The organism is Sinomonas halotolerans, from assembly GCF_039615075.1.
In the GTDB taxonomy this organism is placed as follows: Bacteria; Actinomycetota; Actinomycetes; order Actinomycetales; family Micrococcaceae; genus Sinomonas; species Sinomonas halotolerans.
This window is the reverse complement of record NZ_JBDFRB010000004.1, coordinates 1-20,256: the sequence shown is the minus strand read 5'-3', so window position 1 is coordinate 20,256 and position 20,256 is coordinate 1. Positions and strand designations below refer to the sequence as shown.

Annotated in this window: 16 protein-coding genes; 9 read left to right on the top strand and 7 right to left on the bottom strand. The window is 71.9% G+C overall.

All coding sequences use genetic code 11. From position 1 onward, the window contains the following. Nucleotides 1–43: 43 nt before the first annotated feature. The 4 genes from ABCQ75_RS05770 to ABCQ75_RS05755 form a co-directional block, all read right to left on the bottom strand. Nucleotides 44–2,116: a tyrosine-protein kinase domain-containing protein gene (locus tag ABCQ75_RS05770; RefSeq protein ID WP_345883810.1), complete on the bottom strand. Its 2,073-nt coding sequence runs from the start codon at nt 2,114–2,116 to the stop codon at nt 44–46. A gap of 71 nt (nt 2,117–2,187) precedes the next feature. Further along, nucleotides 2,188–2,781, bottom strand: a complete 594-nt coding sequence (locus ABCQ75_RS05765) for an arsenate reductase/protein-tyrosine-phosphatase family protein (RefSeq protein ID WP_345883808.1) — start codon at nt 2,779–2,781, stop codon at nt 2,188–2,190. Between the two features lie 216 nt (nt 2,782–2,997). Beyond that, nucleotides 2,998–3,585 carry a peptidase gene (locus ABCQ75_RS05760; RefSeq protein ID WP_345883805.1) on the bottom strand — a complete coding sequence of 196 codons (588 nt, stop codon included), beginning with the start codon at nt 3,583–3,585 and terminating at the stop codon, nt 2,998–3,000. 226 nt (nt 3,586–3,811) lie between these two features. Beyond that, nucleotides 3,812–5,596 carry a DUF4012 domain-containing protein gene (locus tag ABCQ75_RS05755; protein WP_345883803.1) on the bottom strand — a complete coding sequence of 595 codons (1,785 nt, stop codon included), beginning with the start codon at nt 5,594–5,596 and terminating at the stop codon, nt 3,812–3,814. 218 nt (nt 5,597–5,814) lie between these two features. Here ABCQ75_RS05755 and ABCQ75_RS05750 point away from each other — a divergent pair, with 218 nt between their 5' ends. Beyond that, nucleotides 5,815–8,082 (top strand): S9 family peptidase, encoded by a 2,268-nt coding sequence (locus tag ABCQ75_RS05750; protein ID WP_345883801.1) that lies wholly within the window; start codon nt 5,815–5,817, stop codon nt 8,080–8,082. A 124-nt stretch (nt 8,083–8,206) separates the two neighbouring features. Here the strand turns inward: ABCQ75_RS05750 and ABCQ75_RS05745 are convergent, their stop codons facing one another. Beyond that, nucleotides 8,207–9,682: an amino acid permease gene (locus ABCQ75_RS05745; RefSeq protein ID WP_345883799.1), complete on the bottom strand. Its 1,476-nt coding sequence runs from the start codon at nt 9,680–9,682 to the stop codon at nt 8,207–8,209. 279 nt (nt 9,683–9,961) lie between these two features. On the opposite strand from ABCQ75_RS05745, the gene ABCQ75_RS05740 reads away from it, so the two are divergent. Further along, a complete protein-coding gene (locus tag ABCQ75_RS05740; RefSeq protein WP_345883797.1) occupies nt 9,962–10,432 on the top strand; it encodes an ester cyclase in 471 nt (156 codons plus the stop codon). Nucleotides 10,433–10,462: 30 nt separating this feature from the next. Here the strand turns inward: ABCQ75_RS05740 and ABCQ75_RS05735 are convergent, their stop codons facing one another. Continuing rightward, on the bottom strand, nt 10,463–11,623 hold the full coding sequence (locus ABCQ75_RS05735) for an acetate/propionate family kinase (RefSeq protein ID WP_345883795.1): 1,161 nt from the start codon (nt 11,621–11,623) through the stop codon (nt 10,463–10,465). A 9-nt stretch (nt 11,624–11,632) separates the two neighbouring features. After that, nucleotides 11,633–13,729 (bottom strand): phosphate acetyltransferase, encoded by a 2,097-nt coding sequence (gene pta, locus ABCQ75_RS05730; protein ID WP_345883793.1) that lies wholly within the window; start codon nt 13,727–13,729, stop codon nt 11,633–11,635. 144 nt (nt 13,730–13,873) lie between these two features. Here pta and ABCQ75_RS05725 point away from each other — a divergent pair, with 144 nt between their 5' ends. The 7 genes from ABCQ75_RS05725 to ABCQ75_RS05695 all read left to right on the top strand — a co-directional run bounded on the left by ABCQ75_RS05725 (nt 13,874) and on the right by ABCQ75_RS05695 (nt 20,217). Further along, nucleotides 13,874–14,338 (top strand): hotdog fold thioesterase, encoded by a 465-nt coding sequence (locus tag ABCQ75_RS05725; protein ID WP_345883789.1) that lies wholly within the window; start codon nt 13,874–13,876, stop codon nt 14,336–14,338. A 178-nt stretch (nt 14,339–14,516) separates the two neighbouring features. Further along, nucleotides 14,517–15,788 carry a phenylacetate--CoA ligase PaaK gene (paaK, locus tag ABCQ75_RS05720; protein WP_345884232.1) on the top strand — a complete coding sequence of 424 codons (1,272 nt, stop codon included), beginning with the start codon at nt 14,517–14,519 and terminating at the stop codon, nt 15,786–15,788. A gap of 10 nt (nt 15,789–15,798) precedes the next feature. Beyond that, nucleotides 15,799–16,425, top strand: coding sequence for a TetR/AcrR family transcriptional regulator (locus tag ABCQ75_RS05715; protein ID WP_345883787.1), 627 nt, complete (start codon nt 15,799–15,801; stop codon nt 16,423–16,425). 40 nt (nt 16,426–16,465) lie between these two features. Then, entirely contained in the window at nt 16,466–17,284 is an 819-nt protein-coding gene (locus ABCQ75_RS05710; RefSeq protein WP_345883785.1) for a DUF427 domain-containing protein, read from the top strand. Between the two features lie 229 nt (nt 17,285–17,513). Further along, the gene (locus tag ABCQ75_RS05705; protein ID WP_345883783.1) at nt 17,514–18,713 is read left to right on the top strand and encodes a PQQ-dependent sugar dehydrogenase; all 1,200 of its coding nucleotides are present in this window, start codon (nt 17,514–17,516) and stop codon (nt 18,711–18,713) included. A 323-nt stretch (nt 18,714–19,036) separates the two neighbouring features. Continuing rightward, nucleotides 19,037–19,366: a helix-turn-helix domain-containing protein gene (locus ABCQ75_RS05700; RefSeq protein ID WP_345883781.1), complete on the top strand. Its 330-nt coding sequence runs from the start codon at nt 19,037–19,039 to the stop codon at nt 19,364–19,366. Beyond that, a complete protein-coding gene (locus tag ABCQ75_RS05695; protein WP_345883780.1) occupies nt 19,363–20,217 on the top strand; it encodes an IS3 family transposase in 855 nt (284 codons plus the stop codon). The genes ABCQ75_RS05700 and ABCQ75_RS05695 overlap by 4 nt, the downstream gene beginning before the upstream one ends. Nucleotides 20,218–20,256: the final 39 nt, after the last annotated feature.

The following is a 20,256-nucleotide window of genomic DNA, read 5'->3' as shown; positions in this document are numbered from 1 at the left end:
CCGGGCCGCGTCCCTGCCGGACGCGCTGCGCCTTATTGGTGCCCTACTCCTGCTCGGAGCCAGCGGAGCGGCGCCTCCGGTAGCTGTCCCGGACCCTGGCGGGCAGCCACATGGCGTCCTCGTCGTCGAGCTGACCGGCAGTCTCCGCGGGGACCGGCGCGGGGTGCGACCAGTGATTGCCGCTGCTCCGCTCCTCGGGAGTGCTCAGCTCCTCGTCCGCGGCGCGGATCTCGTCCGCCGAGGGATCATGGGGCGCGAAGCGCGGCTGGCGCTCCTCAGCGGAGAGCGCCGCATAGTTGAACGGCTCGTCCGCCGTGCTCGGGCGCCGGCCATGGTCTGCGGGGCGATCAGCGAAGGCCGGCTGGTCCCTGAAGCCAGGCTCGTCCTGGTAGCCCTGCTCCCGGCGGAAATCCGGCTGGCCCTGGAAGCCCGGCTCGTCGTGGAAGCCCGGCTCGCCCCGGAAGCCGTGCCCATCGTCGAACGCCGGCCGGTCCTCGAAGCCGGGCGCCCCGGAGAAGGATGAGTGCTCCTCGAACCGGGGCTGGTCCTCGAATGCCGACTCGTCCTGCCAGTAGCCGTCCGCATGAGGGTCGCGGGAGGGCGCAGCTGCGGGCTCCGGTGCAGCGGTGGCCGCCGGAACAGCGGCCGTCGCGGCAGCCGCTTCGCGCTCGGCGGACTTGCGCGGGCGCTTGCGGTCAGGCTTGCGGCTGCCCTCAGGATCCTCCCCGTAGGTGCCGTAGTACCCGTAGGTGTAGGACTCGGGGCCCTTCGTCGGCACGCAGTTGAGCACCACGCCGAGGATGCGGCCGCGGACGCGCTCGAGGTTGCCGAGCGCCCGGGCGAGGCTGTCCGTCGTCGTCTGCCCCGCGCGCGCGACCACGAGGGTGCCGTGCACGGCACGGGAGAGGACCGCTGCGTCGGTGACCGGAAGGAGCGGAGGGGCATCGACGAGGACGAAGGCCTCTTCCGAGAGCCTGTCGAGCAGTGCGCCCATCGCACGGGAGCCGAGCAGTTCGGAGGGGTTCGGCGGGATGCGGCCGGCGCCGAGGATCTGGAGGTTGTCCGAGCCCTCCCAGCTCTGGAGCACGTCCTCGATGTGGGCGCGCCCTGCAAGGACGTCGCTCACGCCCACGCCGGGGACCACGTCGAAAATCGAATGGACCGTGGGGCGGCGGAGGTCGCAGTCGACCACCACCACGCGCTCCCCCGCCGCGACCATGGTCGCCGCGAGGTTCGCCACGACTGCCGACTTCCCCTCGGAGGCCACCGAACTCGTCACGAGCAGGATGCGCGGGGGGTTGTCCACGTCGATGAACTGGAGGTTGGTCCGCAGCTCGCGGAACGCCTCGTTGATGGCACGGCTCCCGGTCTGTCCGTCCAGGACGCGCGCGTTCGCGTCGAGGCTGTGGTCCACCGGCAGCGTGCCCACGACGGGCACGCCGAAGGCCTGCTCGATCTCGTCTGCGTTGCGGATCCGGCGGTCCACGTGGTGGCGGACCATCGCGTAGGCCAGGCCCAGGAGCAGGCCGCCGCCCACGCCGACGCCAAGCGTCAGGCGCACGTTGGGCGAGACGGGCTCCTCGGGAAGCACGGCCCGGCCGAGCTGCACCACACGCACGGGCGGCAGGTCGGTCTCCCCCGCCGACTGCTCGATCTCCCGCACCTGGTCGGCGAGGGCGGTGATCCAGGCGTCAGCCATGCGCTGGGCGAGTGCCGGGTCCATGGACTTCGCCGTCACCCGGACCTCGGTGGTGTCCTGCGGGACCGTCACGGCCACGGAGTCCACGAGCTGCTGTGCCGTGGTCGTGAGGCCGAGCTCCCGGGCCACGCGGTCCGCAACGAGCGCGGACTCCGCCACCGACTTGTAGTTCTTGGCGCGGGACTTGGCCAGGTTGTCTCCAGCGAGCGAGAGGCTCAGGTTGTCCGCGCCGACGGTGATCACGACCCCGCTCGACTCGGCCGCGTAGATGCGCGGCTGCATGAGGTACCACGTGAAGGCCAGAGCCGTTGTCAACGCCGTGATGGCCACAATGCCCCGCCAGAACCGACGGGCTACCCGCAGGTAGTCAGCCAGTGTCAGTTCCTGTGCGCCACGGCGCTCGTTCTCATACTCCACGTACGGTGTCCTCCCCTAAAGCCGCCGGCACGCGTCTTGCGCGAGTCTACCCGAGCCGAGGGACCCGGCCATCACGCGAGAGCGGTGAGGCGCGCTCCGATGACCTCGAGTGCCGGCACCATCTGCTCCTCCATGAGCCGGTAGTCGGCGGGGCCGCCGCCGTAGGGGTCGTGGACATCGTCGCCCGGCACGGACCCGCGGCGGCCCGCGGCAAGCCCGGCAGCCACCTCGCGCCATGCCTCGCGCAGCCCCCTGCCTACCCCTTCTTGTGCCGGCGCCCCGGCCGAGCCGGCCGGCGGCGCGGCCTGGAGGAGCCGGGCGAGCTCCCGCAGGAGGAACGTCCGCTTGAGGGCGGCGGGAGCGAGGTCCAGGACCTGGGCGCGGTGCTCGGCGGTCATCGTCAGGACCAGGTCCGCGTCCCGGAGCATGGCCGGATCGACCTGGCGGGCACTGAAGGCCCGGAAGTCCAGCCGCGCGCTCGTGCCGAGGCCCGTGACGCCAGGGTGGGCGGGGCGGCCCACGAGGGCGCGTGTGCCTGCGCTCGCCACGACCGCGTGGCCGGGCGGCAGGGCGGCGAGGGCGTTGCGGAGCCAGCGCTCGGCGAACGGGGACCGGCAGATGTTGCCCGTGCAGACCACGAGCAGCGAGAGAGGGGCTGCAGACACGGGCTCACCCTAGCAGCGCGGGCTGCCCGCCCCATCCCGGCGGCGCACGGAAACAGCCCCTGGCCGCCCAGTCCCAAAGCGGGCAGCAGCGCAACACGGCAGCCGAGCCCGGCTTCCGCAGACCACAGCTTGGAAAAACGCAGAGCGGGGCGCGTGCGTGTGCACGCGCCCCGCTCTCGTCGCGGTCCGCGAGGACCGCTGCAGCGTCGAGTCGGCTCAGGCCTGGTCCACCGCGCCCGTACGGCGACGGGCGACGACGACGGCAGCCGCACCGGCGGCAACCGCACCGGCGCCGACGAGCGACCAGCCGAGGAGGGCCGGGTCGAGACCGGTGTCGGCCAGACCGCCACCGGTAGCGCCAGTGCCCGTCACGGTGCCGGCAGCGCCGACCACCGTGACGGTGGCGGAGACGGACCGGCCCGAGGTCTGGCCGGTGCCGGTGATGACGTAGGTGCCCGGCTGGTCGAGCGTGATCGTGACCGAGAACTCGCCCTGGGCGTTGGCCGTGGTCGTCATGGTCTGGAGCGCGGCCGGAACGATGATGGCGGCAGGAACGCTGAGGGCAGCGCCGCCCGTGCCGGCACCCGCGGCGGCCGGCCCGCCCGCGGCGTCGACCGTCACGACGATGGTCTCACCGGGAAGGAAGCCCTCGCCGGAGAAGACGAACGGCTCACCGGGTGCGACGGTGGCGTCAGAGACGGTGGCGGAAGGCGAAGGGGCCGGGTACTGGGCGGCCACGGCCGGAACGGCCCCGGCCAGCGCAATGGAACCGGCCAGAGCAAGTGCTGCGCAGATCTTCTTCATGGTCAAGTCCCCCTAAGACTTTTGTTTCGAAACGCTCTTGGTCTGGAGTGGTCGGCGGCGAATCGGCACATGCACCCGATGGATCCCGCGGTGACACCCGAGGCCCGAATGGCACGATTGGGAGGCTAGCACGCGCCCGGATAATTCGGAAAGCTTCTTGAAGAAACCCGTAATGAATTAAACATCTGCTCAAATAATTCGCGTTCTGCGGGGCGGCCCGGGAATGTCACCGGCCCTCCGTGCAGAGCGCCCCCGTGGTCAGCCCGACCGCCTCGGAACGCGGCTGCACGCCGGGCGTCAGGTCCAGGCGCAGCGCGCCCGGGGGGAGCTGGCTGAAGGCGACCTCCACGGCCACAGTCTGGCCGGGCGCCACCCGCACCGCCGTCGTGGCGAGCGGCCGTCCCGCGTGGACGTCCGCGCTCAGGCCAGAGGAACGGCCGTTGACTCGCACCGACTCGACGCCGGCCCCTCGTGGCCCGTAGGCCACCACGTTGGTCTGGACGGTGCCGGGCGGGACCCCGAAGACTCCGCGTCCCGTCACGTAGTCCGGGAGCGTTCTCCCCGCATCCGCGGGCGCGGCATTCTTTAACGTGACATGCATCACAATTTGCGATCCGTCGGGCGTGCACTTCTGTTCGAGCCGCGCGGTGCGCCGCATGTAATAGTCCATTTTCGCGCCCGTGCCGTCATTGAAATACGCACCGAACCGCACCTCGCTCCCCGCCGTCCGAGAGACCGACCCTCCCGCGTCCCATCCTGCGATGACCGCCTGCTCCTCCTCGTGGGCGGAGAAGACGAGGAGGCGCCCTTCCTCGACCATCCCGCCGAGGGCGCGGACGAGGGCCTCGGGCTGGGCGGTCGCGGAGGACGACGAGCTCGAGAACGCGCCGAAGATCTGCCGTGCCACCGCGGCGAAGTACAGGTCCTGGACGCGTGTGTCCTCCACGCGGTAGACGTCCGAGAGCAGGGCCTTGACCGCGTTCTGGGCCGTCAGGGTGGTGGGCAGGCCCGCAGCGCGGAACGGGGCGAACTCCTCCCCGTCCAGTTCCACGGGCCCCATGACGGCCAGCAGCCTGGCGAGGCCGACCGGGTCCACGGAGACCACGCCGTCCACGCGCCGGCCGCCGGACCGTTCCCACATCGCTGCTGCAGTGCGCGCGGAGGTCGGGAAGTCCGGAGTGAGGTTGACGTCCTGCATGTACCTCCCGAGCCGCGTGCTGTAGATGCGCTGCTGGGTCGGGTCCACCTCGATGCGCGGCATGAACGAGCCGAGTCCGCTCGCTGACCCCTGCCGGCCGAGGCTCAGCGCGCCGTCCTCCACAGTCATCTCGACGAGGGCGCCGGGGATGCCGCCGGTGGCGCGGGACTCCGCGTTGTTCTGCACGAGGACGAGGTATGTGCGCGCTCCGTCTGCCCCGAGCAGCCCGGGGGCGATCCGCACTGCGTCCTCGCCGACGTCGAGGGCCTCGCGGAGCCGGACCACCTCCGCCCGGGCGGAGACAAGGGGCTCGCGGAGCTGGGGAAGGAGCGCGTCCGTGTCCACGGCCGCGAGCCGCTCCTCGGCTCCGCGCGCCGCCGCGGCGGCACGGGCCACGAGCGGCTCGGCGGCCTTGAGCGGTGCGAGGTCCTTCGCCTTCTGGCCGGGCATGATCTTCGCCGGGTCCACTGTCGCGGCGACCTCGAGCAGGGACGGAAGGGCCTCCTGGGCGAGGGAGTCCACCGCGAGCGCGGCGGCAGACGCCGCGCGCAGGCTGGGCCCGACCACCGGCAGCGCAGACGCCGCGTCCCAGAGCGGTCCGGACGCTGCAGCGCGCGCGCTGCCCGCGCGTTCCTGGAGCCGGGCCAGCGTGGACTCGGCCTCGGGGATGCTCTGCTCCGCCACCTGGTCCTGGAGGCGGGGGGCGAGGGCGGCGGCCTCCTGGAGGTCCGAGCGCACGCTGAGCGCCTGGGCCGCGAGGACGCCGCAGGCCGCCAGGAGGAGGGCGACTGCGGCGAGTGACCAGAGCAGCATCCGGCGCCCGCGCCGCCGTCGTCCGCCTGGTCCGGCTCCCCTCTGCGCCCGCCGGGCACGGCGCGCCCCAGCCATCGGTTCCGCCATCGAGGCACTCCTCTCCGCCAGAAGGTGCCGCTGGCGCCCCCCTTGCCGTGTCTGTCGCCGATGCTAGCGGGAGCCGCTCGCCGTCCCCAAAGGAACGGGTGTGCTCCGCGCGCCGCGGCTAGGGTGGGCCCATGACAGATTCGACTCCCCTGCCCGCCACCGCGCCCGTCGCGCGGACGGTCCCCCATCGGCGCGTGCACCATGGGGATGCCTTCGAGGACGGCTACGAGTGGATGCGGGACAAGGAGAGCCCCGAGGTCCTCGCGCACCTGGAGGCGGAGAACGCCTACACGGACGCCGTGACGGGCCACCAGCAGCCCCTGCGCGAGGCCATCTTCGATGAGATCCGGCGTCGCACCCAGGAGACGGACCTCTCCGTTCCCAGCCGCAAGGACGACTGGTGGTACTACGCGCGCACGATCGAGGGGCAGCAGTACCCGGTCTACTGCCGGGTGGCGGCAGCGGGCACCGGTGGCCCCGGGGAGGGGAGCACCGTGGCGGACTGGACGCCGCCAGCCGTGGAGGCCGGTGTCCCGGTGCCGGGCGAGCAAGTGCTCCTGGACGGCAACGCCGAGGCCGAGGGACACCCGTTCTTCAGCGTGGGCGGCGCCGCCGTGACCCGTGACGGGCGCCTGTATGCCTACGCCGTGGACACCTCCGGGGACGAGACGTTCACGCTGCGCATCAAGGACCTCTCCACCGGCGAGCTGCTCCCCGAGGTGATCGAGGGCGTGTTCTACGGGCTCGAGTTCTCCCCGGACGGCAGCCGGCTCTTCTACATGGTGGCCGACGAGTCCTGGCGCCCCTACCAGGTGCGCGTGCACGTGCTGGGCACCGGCGTGGAGCAGGACACGGTCGTGTACCAGGAGGACGACGTCGCCCAGTGGACCGGGATCGACCTCTCCTCCGACCGTCGCTGGCTTCTCGTGGGGATCGGCAATTCGGAGTACTCCGAGACCCGCTACCTGGACCTCGAGGACCGGGAGGCGCTCGGGGCGCCCGCAGACAGCCTCCGCGTGCTGATCGGCCGCGGTGAGCGCGTGCTGTACAGCCCGGAGTTCTTCGAGCACGACGGCGCCACGCACGTCCTGCTCACGCACAACCTCCCCGGCGGGCCGGCCGCCGCGGCGGATGCGGACGGGCGGCGCGCTACCGCCCCCAACAACGCCGTCTCCCTCGCGCCGCTCGCGGAGTTCGCGAAGCCGCTGCCCGAGCAGCGCTGGGCCACCGTGGTGCCGCACAGCGAGACCGTGAAGGTCGAGGGGATCTCCGTCACGGCGAGCCACGCGATCCTGTCCCTGCGGCGGGACACGATCGAGACCGTCCGGTTCGCCGAACTCGCACCGCTCGTCGAGGCGGCGCTCGCACCCGGGGGCGCCAGCACGGCGTCGTTCGCGGAGCCGGCGTTCGACGACGAGCTCTACACGGCCGGCGCGGGCGCGACGGACTACGACTCCCCCGTCGCGCGCCTGAGCTACACGTCCTACTTCACCCCGCCCCGCGTGTACGACTACGTCCTCGCGACCGGCGAGCTCATCCTGCGGAAGGAGACCCCGGTCCTGGGCGGCTACGATCCCGCGGACTACGTGGCAGAGCGTGCCTGGGCGACGGCCGACGACGGCACCCGGGTCCCGCTCTCCGTCCTGCGGCGCGCGTCGGTGCGGCCGGACGGCACGAACCCCGCCCTCGTGTACGGCTACGGCTCGTACGAGGTGAGCATGGACCCGGCGTTCGCGATCCCGCGGCTGAGCCTCCTGGACCGGGGGATCGTGTTCGTCATAGCGCACGTGCGCGGCGGCGGGGAGCTGGGCCGGCGCTGGTACGAGGCCGGGAAGAAGCTCGCGAAGAAGAACACCTTCACCGACTTCATCGCCGCCACCGACTGGCTGGCGTCCTCGGGCTGGGCGGACCCCAAGCGGATCGCGTGCATGGGCGGTTCCGCGGGGGGCCTCCTCATCGGGGCCGTGCTGAACCTCGCCCCCGAGAAGTATGCGGCCGCGGTGGCGCAGGTGCCGTTCGTGGACGCCCTGACCACGATCCTCGACCCGGAGCTGCCGCTCTCGGCGCTCGAGTGGGAGGAATGGGGCAACCCGATCGAGGATCCGGAGGTGTACGCGTACATGAAGTCGTACACGCCGTACGAGAACGTGCACGAGGCGCCCTACCCGACCGTGGCGGCGGTGACGAGCTTCAACGACACGCGTGTGCTGTACGTGGAGCCCGCCAAGTGGGTGCAGTCGCTGCGCGCCGCCACGACGAGCGGGAAGCCCGTGGTGCTCAAGACCGAGATGGACGCCGGGCACGGTGGGGCGTCCGGCCGGTACGAGGCGTGGCGCGACCGGGCGTGGGACTACGCGTTCGTCGCAGACGCCCTCGGGGCCACCGAGCTCCTGGCGTAGGCGGTTCTGCACGCAGGGGAACGGAACCGGCCCCTGGCAGCGAGGGCGGTGCTGGGCACCGGTCTCGCGGCCAGGGGCCGGTCTCGCGCACAGGGCGGGCCGCCGTCGCGCTGGGGCGGGCCTGCTAGGCCTTGGCGTCCTCGAGCTCCTGCCCGGCCTCCTGTGCGGACGCAGCCGCGCGCTTGGCCTCGGCGCGCTTGACCAGGAGCCACCCGAGCCAGAGGAGCACGGCGAGGACCGGGATGCTGGCCACGGTGTAGAGGCCGATCGGGAAGACCTCGCCGGTGGCCTTGTCCGTCAGCGTGTCGAAGGCGATGAGCACCGTGATCGCGGCGAGCGCCGCGAGGCCGAGCCACCCGGTCCAGGGCGAACCGGGCATGGGGAGGGACGAGGCGCCGGCCCCGGTCCGCTTCCGCAGGACGAGCTGGCACGCGAAGATCGAGCCCCACGTGAAGATCACGCCGATCGAGGCCGTGTTGAGCGCGAGGTCGAACGCGTGCGTCCCACCCGCCCAGATGTTCACGATGATGCCGACGAGGTAGACGGCGCCGATGGCCAGCACTGCCGCGTAGGGGACGTGGCGGGAGGACATCCGCGTGAGCCAGTGCGGGGCGTGGCCGTTGTCGGCCATGGTGCGGAAGATACGGCCGATCGAGTACAGGCCGGTGTTGCACGAGCTGAGGGCAGCGGTGATCACCACGAAGTTCATGGCCGAGCCGATCCAGGCCAGGCCGAGCTGGTCGAAGACGGTGACGAACGGGCTCACGCCCGCCTGGTACTGGTCCGAGGGCAGGAGCATGGCGAGCAGCAGGACAGAACCGACATAGAACACCACGATGCGGAACACCACGGCGCGGATGGCGCGCGGCACCTCACGCTCGGGGTCCTCCATCTCGCCGGCGGTGATGCCCACGAGCTCGATCGCGTTGTAGGCGAAGATCACCGCGTTGAGCACGAGGACCATCACGAAGAAGCCGTGGGGGAACATGCCGCCCTCGGCCGCGAAGAGGTTCGCGGGGGACGCGTGCGTCGCGCCGATCTGGGCGTTGAGCGCCACCATGACCGTGCCGGCCACGAGGAACAGGACGATCGCGCCGACCTTGAGCACCGAGGCCCAGAACTCGAACTCGCCGAACGCCTTGACGCTCAGGAGGTTGACGGCCACGAGCACCGCGAGCGCGCAGACGGCCGCGACCTCGACCGGCACGCCGGGGAAGAAGTACTGGAAGTAGAGGCCGATCGCGATGAGCTCGGCGATACCGGTCATGGCCCAGTTGACGAAGTACATCCAGCCCGAGAGGTAGGCGCCCTTGGGGCCGAACATCTCGCCCGCGTAGCTCACGAAGGAACCGGAGGTCTGGCGGTGCATGACGAGCTCGCCGAGCGCCCGCATGAGCAGGTAGGCGATCCCGCCGGCGATCGCGTAGGAGAACACGAGGGCAGGGCCGGTCGAGGCGAGGCGGCCGCCTGCGCCCATGAACAGGCCGACGCCGATGGCGCCGCCCATGGCGATCATCTGCACGTGGCGCCGGGTCAGGGTCTTCTTGTAGCCCTCAGCGGAGACGGCGGCGTCCCGGGTGGAGGCATGGTGTTGCGTCACAGGGGGTCCTTCGGGGGAGGTTCGCCCGCGCCGATGGGCGCGGGCCGCCGTCAACTTTAGACCCGCAGGCTTCACGGGGCGTCATCCTGTGGCGCACCTCTCATGTGGGATTCGCCTCCCTTGCCTGCATCGAGTGCGCTGTGCCGCGATCTGTCAAGGCTCCGACGACCACTGCCCTCTGAGCCCCTCGAGCGGCACTCATGCCCCTCGGCGCTCATTGACCGGCCGGGCCGGCAGGCAGACGATCGAGGTGTCCCAGCACAACGGATGGAGTTTGCCATGACCACTTCACTTCAAGGCATGGGGGCGGACGCCGGTGGACGGACCGGCGCGCAGCAGCTCGTCGAGGAGCAGCTCGCAGCCTTCAACACCCACGACCCGGCGCGGTTCGCCGCGTACTACGCCGATGAGGCGGTTGTCGTCGATCCCCAGTACCCCGAGCCCCTCCGCGGACGCTCGGCGGTCGAGGAGGACGCCGCCGCGTTCATCCGTGCCATGCCCGACCTGACGGCAACGGTCACCCATATCGTGGCGCAGGGGGATTCGGTCGCCGTCGAGATCAGGATGACAGGAACCCAGACGGGTCCGCTGGCGCTGCCTGACGGCGAGGTCCCCCCGACCGGTCGCCGGATCGAACAGCGCTTTGCGGCCTTCAGCCGACTGGATGCCAGCGGCCGGATTGCCGAAGAGCACCGCTACTACGATCTGGCGGGCTTTGCCGCCCAGCTCGGGCAGGGCCAGGAGGCCTGAGCAGCCCGCGCCGCCACACGGCCCCGCCGCCTACCCCGCGTTCCGTACGACGGCGGCGGTGGCCTCCGCGATCGCCCGTTCCTCGTCGGTGGGGACCACGAGGACGGGGATCGCCGATCCGCGCGCCGAGACCACGCGCGGCTCCTTCGAGCGCTCGGCGTTGAGGCCGGCGTCGAGCTCGATGCCGAGCGCCCCGAGCCGGGCGGCCACGAGCGCGCGGAACTGGTGCGAGTTCTCCCCGATGCCCGCGGTGAAGACGATCGCCTTCGCCCCGCCGACCGCCACGTGGTAGGCGCCCACGTACTTCGCGAGCCGGTAGGCCGTGACGTCCAGGGCGAGGGCCGCGCGGCGGTCGCCGGATGCGGCGGCCTCGACCACCGAGCGCATGTCGTTCGAGCCCGCGAGCGCGAGCAGCCCTGACTCGCGGTTGAGCAGGGTGTCGATCTCGTCCGGGCTGTGCCCCTGACGGGCGAGGAACACGAGGATCGACGGGTCGAGGTCGCCCGAGCGGGTGCCCATGACGAGGCCCTCGAGCGGGGTGAACCCCATCGACGTGTCGATGCTGCGCCCGCCCGCGACCGCCGTGGCCGAGGCGCCGTTGCCGAGGTGGAGGACGACGCCGTCGAACGCCTCCGGGGCGACGTCCAGGAGCGCCGCGGCCCGGTGGGCGACGTACTCGTGCGAGGTGCCGTGGAAGCCGTATCGGCGGATCCCGTGGCGCGTGTAGAGCCAGTCGGGGACCGCGTAGCGCCACGCGTGCTCGGGGATGGAGCGGTGGAAGGCCGTGTCGAACACGGCGGCCTGGGGCATGTCCGGCCACTTCTCGGCGATGGCGCGCAGGCCCAGCACGTTGGCGGGGTTGTGCAGGGGCGCGAGGGGGTTGAGCCGTTCGATCGCGCGGATGATCTCGTTGTCCACGAGCACCGGCTCCGCGAAGCGCTCGCCGCCGTGCACCACGCGGTGCCCCACGGCATCCACGGCACGGTCGCCGAGGACGCGGTGCAGCTCTGCGTCCACCTGCTCGAGGGCCTCGGCGTGGTCCCGCGGACCCATGGGCTCCCCGTCGCCGAGCCCCCCGTTGCCCATGCCGATCCGCTCGATGAGCCCCTCGGCGAGCACCGTCCCGGCGTCCACGTCCCGCACCTGGTACTTGAGCGAGGACGAGCCGGAGTTGATGACGAGGACGAGCATGGCGCTCCTTCAGCTGGGGTCGGTGTTCTGGGCCTGGACGCTCTGGGCCTGGACGGCCGTGATGGCGACGGTGTTGACGATGTCCTCGACTGTGCACCCGCGCGAGAGGTCGTTGACGGGCTTGTTGAGCCCCTGCAGGACGGGCCCGACGGCGACCGCCCCCGAGGACTGCTGGACCGCCTTGTACGTGTTGTTGCCGGTGTTGAGGTCCGGGAAGATGAACACGGTCGCCTGCCCCGCGACGTCCGACTCGGGCAGCTTGGACGCGGCGATCGAGGCGTCCACGGCGGCGTCGTACTGGATGGGGCCCTCGACGGCGAGCTCGGGCCTCCGCTCCCGCACGATCTCGGTGGCGCGGCGCACCTCGTCCACGGCCCCGCCGGTGCCCGAGCCGCCCGTGGAGTAGGAGAGCATCGCGACGCGCGGCTCGACGCCGAACTGCGCGGCCGTCTCCGCGGAGGCGAGGGCAATGTCCGCGAGCTGCTCGTCATCGGGGTCCGGGTTGACCGCGCAGTCGCCGTAGACGAGGACGCGGTCCGGCATGAGCATGAGGAACACGGACGAGACGATCCTGACGCCCGGCTTCGTCTTGACGAACTCGAGCGCGGGCCTGATGGTGTGGGCCGTGGTGTGCGCGGCGCCGGAGACCATCCCGTCCACGATCCCGAGCTGGACCATCATGGTCCCGAAGTAGCTCACGTCCAGCATGGCCTCGAGGGCCCTCGCGAGGTCCACCCCGCGGTGGGCGCGCAGCCGCGCGTACTCCTGCGCGAAGCGCTCCCGCAGGGGGGACGTGGCCGGGTCCACGATCGCGATGCCCTCAAGGCTCAGGCCGTTCGCGGCCGCGAGCTCGCGCACCTGCGCGTCGTTGCCCAGCAGTGTGAGGTCGCAGACGTCGCGGCGGTGCAGGATGTCCGCCGCCCGCAGGATGCGCACGTCCGTCCCCTCGGGGAGCACGATGTGCCTGCGCTGGGCCCGGGCCCGCACGATCAGTCCGTGGAGGAAGCGCAGGGGCGTGGTCGTCTGCGCCCGCGGGAGCTCGAGCCGCTCCAAGAGCTCGGCCTCGTCCACGTGCCGGGCCCACGCCCCGAGGGCAGAGGCGACCTTGCGGTGGTGGCCCGTCCAGATCTCGCTGCGCACCTCGGCGACGGAGCGCGCCGCGTGGTACGTGTCGTCGTCGTACGAGAACACGGGGAACGGGGCCTGGGCGAGGAGCGGGAGGATGTTCGCCTCGGGAGGGAGGCCGCCCGTGAGCACCATGCCGGCGGGGACGGGGAACTCCGGGGAGAACGTCGAGGCGAGGGCGCCCACCATGACGTCGGCGCGGTCGCCGGGCACGATCACGAGGTCGCCGTCCTCGAGCGCGCCGAGGAAGTTGGCCACGTTCATCGCCGCGACCTTGACCCCGCGGACCTCGCGCTCCATGTCCGCGCTGCCGGCCAGCTGGCGCACGCGCAGCGCGCTCGAGACCTCGCCCGTGGTGGGGCGGGAGATCTCCTCGAGCTCGGGGAGGACGTAGACGGGGCGGCCCATGCGCCCCGGGCGGATCGCACCGGCGACCGCCTCGAGCTCGGCGGGGTCGGCGCGGTTGACCATGACGGCGAGGAGGCTGCAGTGCGCGGCGGCCAGCTCGCGCCGTGCGAGGTCGACGGCGTCGGCCACCTCCGCGGGCGTGCGGCCCCTGCCGCTCACGACGGCGACGAGCGGGCACCCCAGATCGTTGGCCAGGCGCGCGTTGAGGGCGAACTCCACCGCCGAGTCCTGGCCCGTGAGGTCGGTCCCCTCCACCACGACCACATCGCACTGGGCGGAGACCTCGGCGTAGATCTCCACGCACCGGGCGTCGATCTCCTCCCGCTGCCCGTCCGCGAGGAGCCGGCGGACCTCGGCCACCGTGAGCCCGCCCCGGCACACCGCGGGATCGAAGCCGAAGCGGGAGCGCATGAGGGCCACCATGGGATCGCCCTCCGGATGGTCGCCGAGCACCACCGGGCGGAAGAACCCCACGCGGCCGGTGCGGCCGTGGAGCGCCTCGACGAGGCCGAGCGCAATGAGGGACTTGCCCGACCCGGGGGCCGTGGCGCTGACGTAGATGCCTCTGGTCATGCTCGCTCCTCGCCTGGACGGACGCCTCGGTGCTCCCCCCATCCTTGCAGGTCTCGGCGCCCGCGCGGGGGCTGTGCTCCTTGACACATGGGGCGGCGATGGGATTACCTAATGAACATTCGGTAAAGAATTGCGAGGTCACCCATGAGCGAAGCTGCTCCCGCCCACACTCTGGCGCACCCGATCCTGACGGACGACTACGCGACGCAGTGGATGGGGCTCCGCGTCCTCTCCCTCGGCGAGGGCACCGCGACCGTGGCCGCAACGCTGCGGCGCGAGATGCTCAACGGATTCGGGATCGCCCACGGCGGCATGGTCTTCGCAATCGCCGACTCGGCCTTCGCCCTCGCGTGCAACCCGCACAGCCCCGACGAGGACCAGGCTCAGACCATCACCGTCGCCGCCGGCGTGGACGTGAACTTCCTCGCCCCCGCCCACGAGGGCGAGCGCATCACCGCGATCGCCTCCCGCCGCGCCCACGCAGGCCGCAGCGGGCTCTACGACGTCCGCGTCTACGCCGGAACCGAGGACGCCGACCATGACCCCGAGGCCCCCGGCCGGCTCATCGCGGAGTTCCGCGGCCGCTCGCGCACCATCCCGAAGCGCTAGGCGACCCGCCGCGCGCAGGCCGGGACCCGGCGTCGCGCGCTCCTCACAGCACCGCCCCGCCCCCACCACCGCCGCCCCCGCAGAGAACGAAGTGAGCACCGAAGTGACCCAGACCGCATCCACAGCGACCCCGCAGAACGCAGGTTTCGGCCCGGCCGTCCTCGACGCCGAGGAGACGATGAGCCGGGACGAGATCGAGGCCCTCCAGCTGGCCCGTCTCCAGGAGACGGTGTCCTACGCCTACAGCCGGGTCCCGCTCTACCAGCGCAAGTTCGACGAGGCCGGGGTCCGCCCTGAGGACCTCAAGGAGCTCGACGACCTCGCCAAGTTCCCGTACACGACCAAGGAGGACCTCCGCCAGGAGTACCCCTTCGGCATGTTCGCGGTGCCCATGGACCAGGTCGCGCGCATCCACGCCTCGTCCGGCACCACCGGCCGTCCCACGGTGGTCGGCTACACGAAGCAGGACCTGGACACGTGGGCCACGATCGTGGCCCGCTGCTTCCGGGCCTCGGGCGTCCGCCCCGGCATGAAGGTCCACAACGCCTACGGCTACGGGCTCTTCACCGGAGGCCTCGGCGCGCACGCCGGCATCGAGAAGCTCGGCGCCACCGTCATCCCCATGTCCGGCGGGCAGACCGAGAAGCAGATCCAGCTCATCCAGGACTTCGCCCCGGACGCGATCTGCTGCACGCCGACGTACCTGCTCACCATCGGCGACGCGATGATGCACAAGGGGCTCGACCCGCGCGAGACCTCGCTCAAGTACGCGGTGCTCGGCGCGGAGCCGTGGACCAACGAGATGCGTGCAGAGCTCGAGGAGATGTTCGGGCTCAAGGCCTCGGACATCTACGGCCTCTCCGAGGTCATGGGCCCGGGCGTCGCCGGCGAGTCCGTCGAGACGCAGGACGGCTCGCACATCTGGGAGGACCACTTCCGCCCGGAGATCGTGGACCCGTTCGACCTGACCAGGACCATGGCGGACGGCGAGCAGGGCGAGCTCGTCTTCACCTCCCTGACCAAGCAGGCCCTGCCGATCATCCGCTACCGCACCAAGGACCTCTCGACCCTGCTCCCGGGCACGGCCCGGCCCGGCCACCGCCGCATGGCCCGCATCTCGGGGCGCACGGACGACATGATCATCCTGCGCGGCGTGAACCTGTTCCCGTCCCAGATCGAGGAGATCGCGCTGCGGATCCCGGAACTGAGCCCGCACTTCCAGCTCATCCTCACCCGGCCCGAGGGCAAGCGCATGGACGACCTCACGGTGAGGATCGAGCCGCGCGAGGGCCTCACCCCTGAGCAGCGCGCCGCCGCGGGAACCACGCTCAAACAGCAGATCAAGATCCACATCGGCTCGTCCTGCACGATCGACGTCGTGGAGCCCGGCTCCCTCGAGCGGTCCAACGGCAAGCTGCGCCGGATCTACGACCTGCGCGGACAGGCCTAGGCTGGTTCCCATGCCTTCCGCTTCTCCCGCGCCGTCCGCCGGTCCCGCCGCCGGGCGGCGCGGCCGTCCCGGATACGACCAGCAGTCCGTGCTCAATATCGCCGTCGAGGTCTTCAACCGCCACGGCTACGATGCGACGAGCATGGGGATCCTGGCCGAGAACCTCGGGATCTCCAAGTCCGCGATCTACCACCACGTGCCCTCCAAGGAGGACCTCCTCGCCCTCGCACTCGACCACGCCCTCGGCGGCCTCGAGTCCGTGTGGGAGGCCCCCGAGGCGCAGGCCGGCACCGCCGAGGAGCGGCTCGAGTTCGTGGTCCGCTCCACCGTGCGGGTGCTCACCGAGCGGCTGCCGTTCGTGACGCTCCTGCTGCGCCTGCGCGGCAACACCGAGACCGAGCGGGCCGCCCTCGAGCGGCGCCGCAGCTTCGACCGGCAGGTGGCGAGCCTCATCGAGGACGCGCGCGCGGAGGGCACGATCCGCAAGGACATCGACCCGCGCACGGTCTCCCGCCTGCTGTTCGGAACGATCAACTCGATCGTCGAGTGGTACCGCCCGGGCGGCCCGCTCTCCCCCGAGAAGCTCGCCGAGGACGTCGTGGCCGTGCTCTTCGACGGGCTCCACACGCGCAGCTGACGCCCTTGCCGTACCCCCGCGGCAGGCGCATGCTGGGGCCATGGCCGTCGAGTTGTCCCGGGAGCTGCGGCGCCTCTCCTCGCAGCTCCGCTTCGAGCGCCACGCCAAGCGCCTGCGCGCGGAGCTCGGCGACGCGCCCGTGCTCGACTCGCGCCGCGCCGTCGTGCTCTGGGAACCCCAGCGGCACCTGCCCGTCCACGCCGCCCCGGAGGACGACGTCGTCGCCCGCCTCGAGGCGTTCACCCCGCCCGGGCCCGACGACGCGGAGAGCCCGCCTGACCGCACCGGCCCGCCCAGCTCGCCCCTGCCGTTCTCGCCCCACACGGCCGACGGCGAGCGGCTCACCGTAGCCGCGGGCGCCCACCGCGCACCCGATGCCGCGTTCCGCCTCGCGGACCCGGACCTGGCCGGCTACATCGCCTTCGACACGGACTCCTTCACGTGGCGCGAGGAGGACGAGCCCGTCATCGGGCACCCGCGGGACCCCCTGAGCCGGATCGACATCCGGGCGAGCTCGGCGCACGTGCGGGTGCTGCTCGACGGCGTGGTGCTCGCCGACTCCCACCGCACGGCCAGGCTCTTCGAGAGCCGGCTCCCGCCCCGGACCTACTTCCCCCGCGAGGACATCCGGTGGGAGGCGCTCGAGCCGGACCCGCTGCGCACCGTCTGCCCCTACAAGGGGACCGCACGCTACTGGAGCGCGCCCGGGCTCGGCGACGGCCGGCCCGTGGCGTGGAGCTACGGGAGCGAGATGCCCGAGATGGTGCAGATCCATGAGCGCGTCGCCTTCTTCGACGAGCGCACCGACGTGGAGCTCGATGGCGTCCCCCAGCCGCATGTGCGGACCGCATGGAGCTGACCGCCACGGGCAGGCAGCCCGCATCTGGCGGCGGCGGGCCCGGCGTGCCCTCTCGGCAACGATTCGGCAACGAGTCCGGCAGCCGATGGAGTCCCCGGGCCGCCACGCCTAGACTCGGGTGACGTGACCTGCATCTCAATGGCGCGATGCAGGTTCCCTCTTCTTCCGCGCTGACAGCCCTCCTGCCCAGCGCCGACCTCCACCAGCCCCTCCCGAAGCGGATGCCGCCATGCGTGACCCAGGCCGCCGGGCCGTCCTCGCCGCAGCCGGCGCGGCCGCCCTCGCGGCGTGCACGCCGGCCCCGCCCTCGCCCTCCCGGGCGACCACGGCGCCAGAGGGCACGACGGCGCCTCCCGGGCCCGCGCCGTCGTCCGCGCCGTCTGCATCCGGCGGCACAGGCGGGATGCGCCGCACGGCCGGGACGGGCACCCCGCGGGTCGTCGCGACGGTCGCGGAGGGCCTCGACACCCCGTGGTCGATCGCGTTCCTCCCCGGCGGGCCCGTGCTCGTAACCGAGCGGGGGACCGGGCGCATCCTGGCCCTCTCCCCCAGCGGCGCCGTGCGCGAGGCCGGCCGGATCACGGTGCGCGCCGGCGCGGGAGAGGGCGGACTCCTCGGCCTCGAACCCGCGCCTTCCTTCGCTCGGGACGGGACGGTGTTCGCCTACGCCACGGCCGAGCAGTCCAATCGCGTCATGGCCCTGCGCTGGGACGGCTCGGCGCTGGGCGGGGAGCGGGTGCTGGTGGACGGGATCCCCGCCGCGGCCGTGCACAACGGCGGCCGGCTCAAGGTGGGCCCGGACGGAATGCTCTACATCGGCGCGGGCGACGCGGGCCAGCGCCAGCTCGCCCAGGACAGGGCCAGCCTCGCGGGCAAGATCCTGCGCGTCGCGCCGGACGGCTCGCCGGCACCGGGGAACCCCTTCGGCAACCGGACCTTCACGTACGGGCACCGCAATGTGCAGGGCCTCGCGTGGGACTCGCGGGGGCGGATGTGGGCCAGCGAGTTCGGCCCGGACCGGGACGACGAGCTCAACCTCATCACCGCTGGCTCCCAGTACGGCTGGCCCGGCGTGACAGGGGCGGCGGTCCAGGGCGGGAGCGTGCCGGCGGCGCACGTGTGGCCGAGCACGGCCGACGCCTCGCCGAGCGCGCTCGCGATCCTCGACGACGTCGCGTACGTCGCGTGCCTGCGCGGCCAGCGGCTGTGGCGGGTCCCGCTGCCGGGCGCGGGGTTCGCGCCCGACGGCGGGGGCTCGCTTCCGGGCGCGACCGAGCACTTCCGCGGCGAGTACGGACGGCTCCGCGACGTGGTGGTGGTCCCGGCGGAGTTCCGCGGGACAGGCGCGCCGGGCGCTTGGCCGGATGCCGACCTGTGGCTCGCGACGAACGAGGGCGACGGCTCGAGGATCCTCGCCGTCGCCCTCTGAGTCCGCCCCCGTTGCGGGGTCCCCCAGCCCCATTGCGGGGTCAGATCCCTGTGGCCATGGTGAGGACAAAGACCCCACAACCGGCGGGACGGGACCCCACAATGAACTGCTCCCGGGAAGTTGGACCGTGAAATTCCGTTCCGTCTTCTGGGGAGCAGTGCATGCGTGTGGAGAGTTCGTTGTCCGTGGGGCAGCGGTCGGCGGCTGTAGCTTTGTTCGAGCAGGGTCTCGCTGATCGTGCCGCGGCGACGCGGCTGGGGGTGTCCCGGTGGCCGGTGCAGCGGCTGTATCGGCGTTGGGTGATCCGTGGCAGAGGAGCGCTGGTGGCCAAGACGACGAAGCGGTCGTACTCGTTCGAGCTGAAGCTGGCGGTGGTGAAGGGCTACCTCGCGGGCGCGGGCTCTGCTGCGGCCTTGGCCAGGGAGCATGGCCTGTCCTCCGGGAAGCTGGTCGAGGCGTGGGCACGCGCGTTCCGGGACGGCGGTGAGGACGCGCTGCGGCCCCGGCCCAGGGGCCGTCCGGCCCGGGCCGGCGGCGCCGCCGCGGGCGAGCTGACCGAGCTGGAGCGGCTGCGGGCGGAGAACGAGCGGCTGCAGGCTGAGAACGCCTACCTGAAAAAATTGCGGGCCTTGAGGGCGCACGGACGGCAGTGAAGGCCCACGCTGTCGCCTCCCTCAAGGCCGAGCACCGCCTGCCGGTGCTGCTCGAGGTGGCCGGGCTTGCCCGGTCGACGTTCTTCTACCATCAGGCCAGGCTCGACCGGGCGGACCCCCGGGCCGGCCTCAAGGACGCGGTCCGGGCGGCGTTCGAGGCCGCGCGCGGACGCTACGGGCACCGCAGGGTGCACCGGGAGCTCGTCAAGGCCGGCTGGCAGGTGGCCAAGAAGACGGTGCTGGAGCTCATGCGCCAGCTCGGCCTGGCCTGCCACGTCCGCCGGAAACGCCGCTACGCCTCCTACCGGGGCGAGGCCGGCCCGGTCGCAGAGAACATCATGGACCGCCAGTTCAGCGCCGAGTCCCCGAACCAGAAGTGGGTCACCGACGTGACCGAGTTCCGGGTCGGCAACGACAAGCTCTACCTGTCCCCGGTCATGGACCTGTTCAACCGCGAGATCATCGCCTACTCCACCGGCCGATCACCGAACCTGCAGCTGGCCACCTCGTCACTGCGCCAGGCACTCACCGCCCTAGGGCCCGGGGAACATCCGGTCGTGCACTCCGACCAGGGGTTCCAGTACCAGCACCGCACCTGGCGGAAGCTGCTCGCCGACGCCGGCGCCACACAGTCGATGTCCCGCAAGGGCAACTGCTTCGACAACGCCGTGATCGAGAACTTCTTCGGCCACCTCAAGGAAGAGTGCTTCCACCACGTCCGCTACCTCAGCATCGAGGCACTCGAGCACGCCCTGCACGACTACATCCGCTGGTACAACAACGAACGCACCTCGCAACGGCTCCAGGGCCTGAGCCCGGTCGAATACCGCGCACAGGCCCTGCCCGCCTAGGATCTCAATAAACCAGTCCAACTATCGGGGACCAGTTCA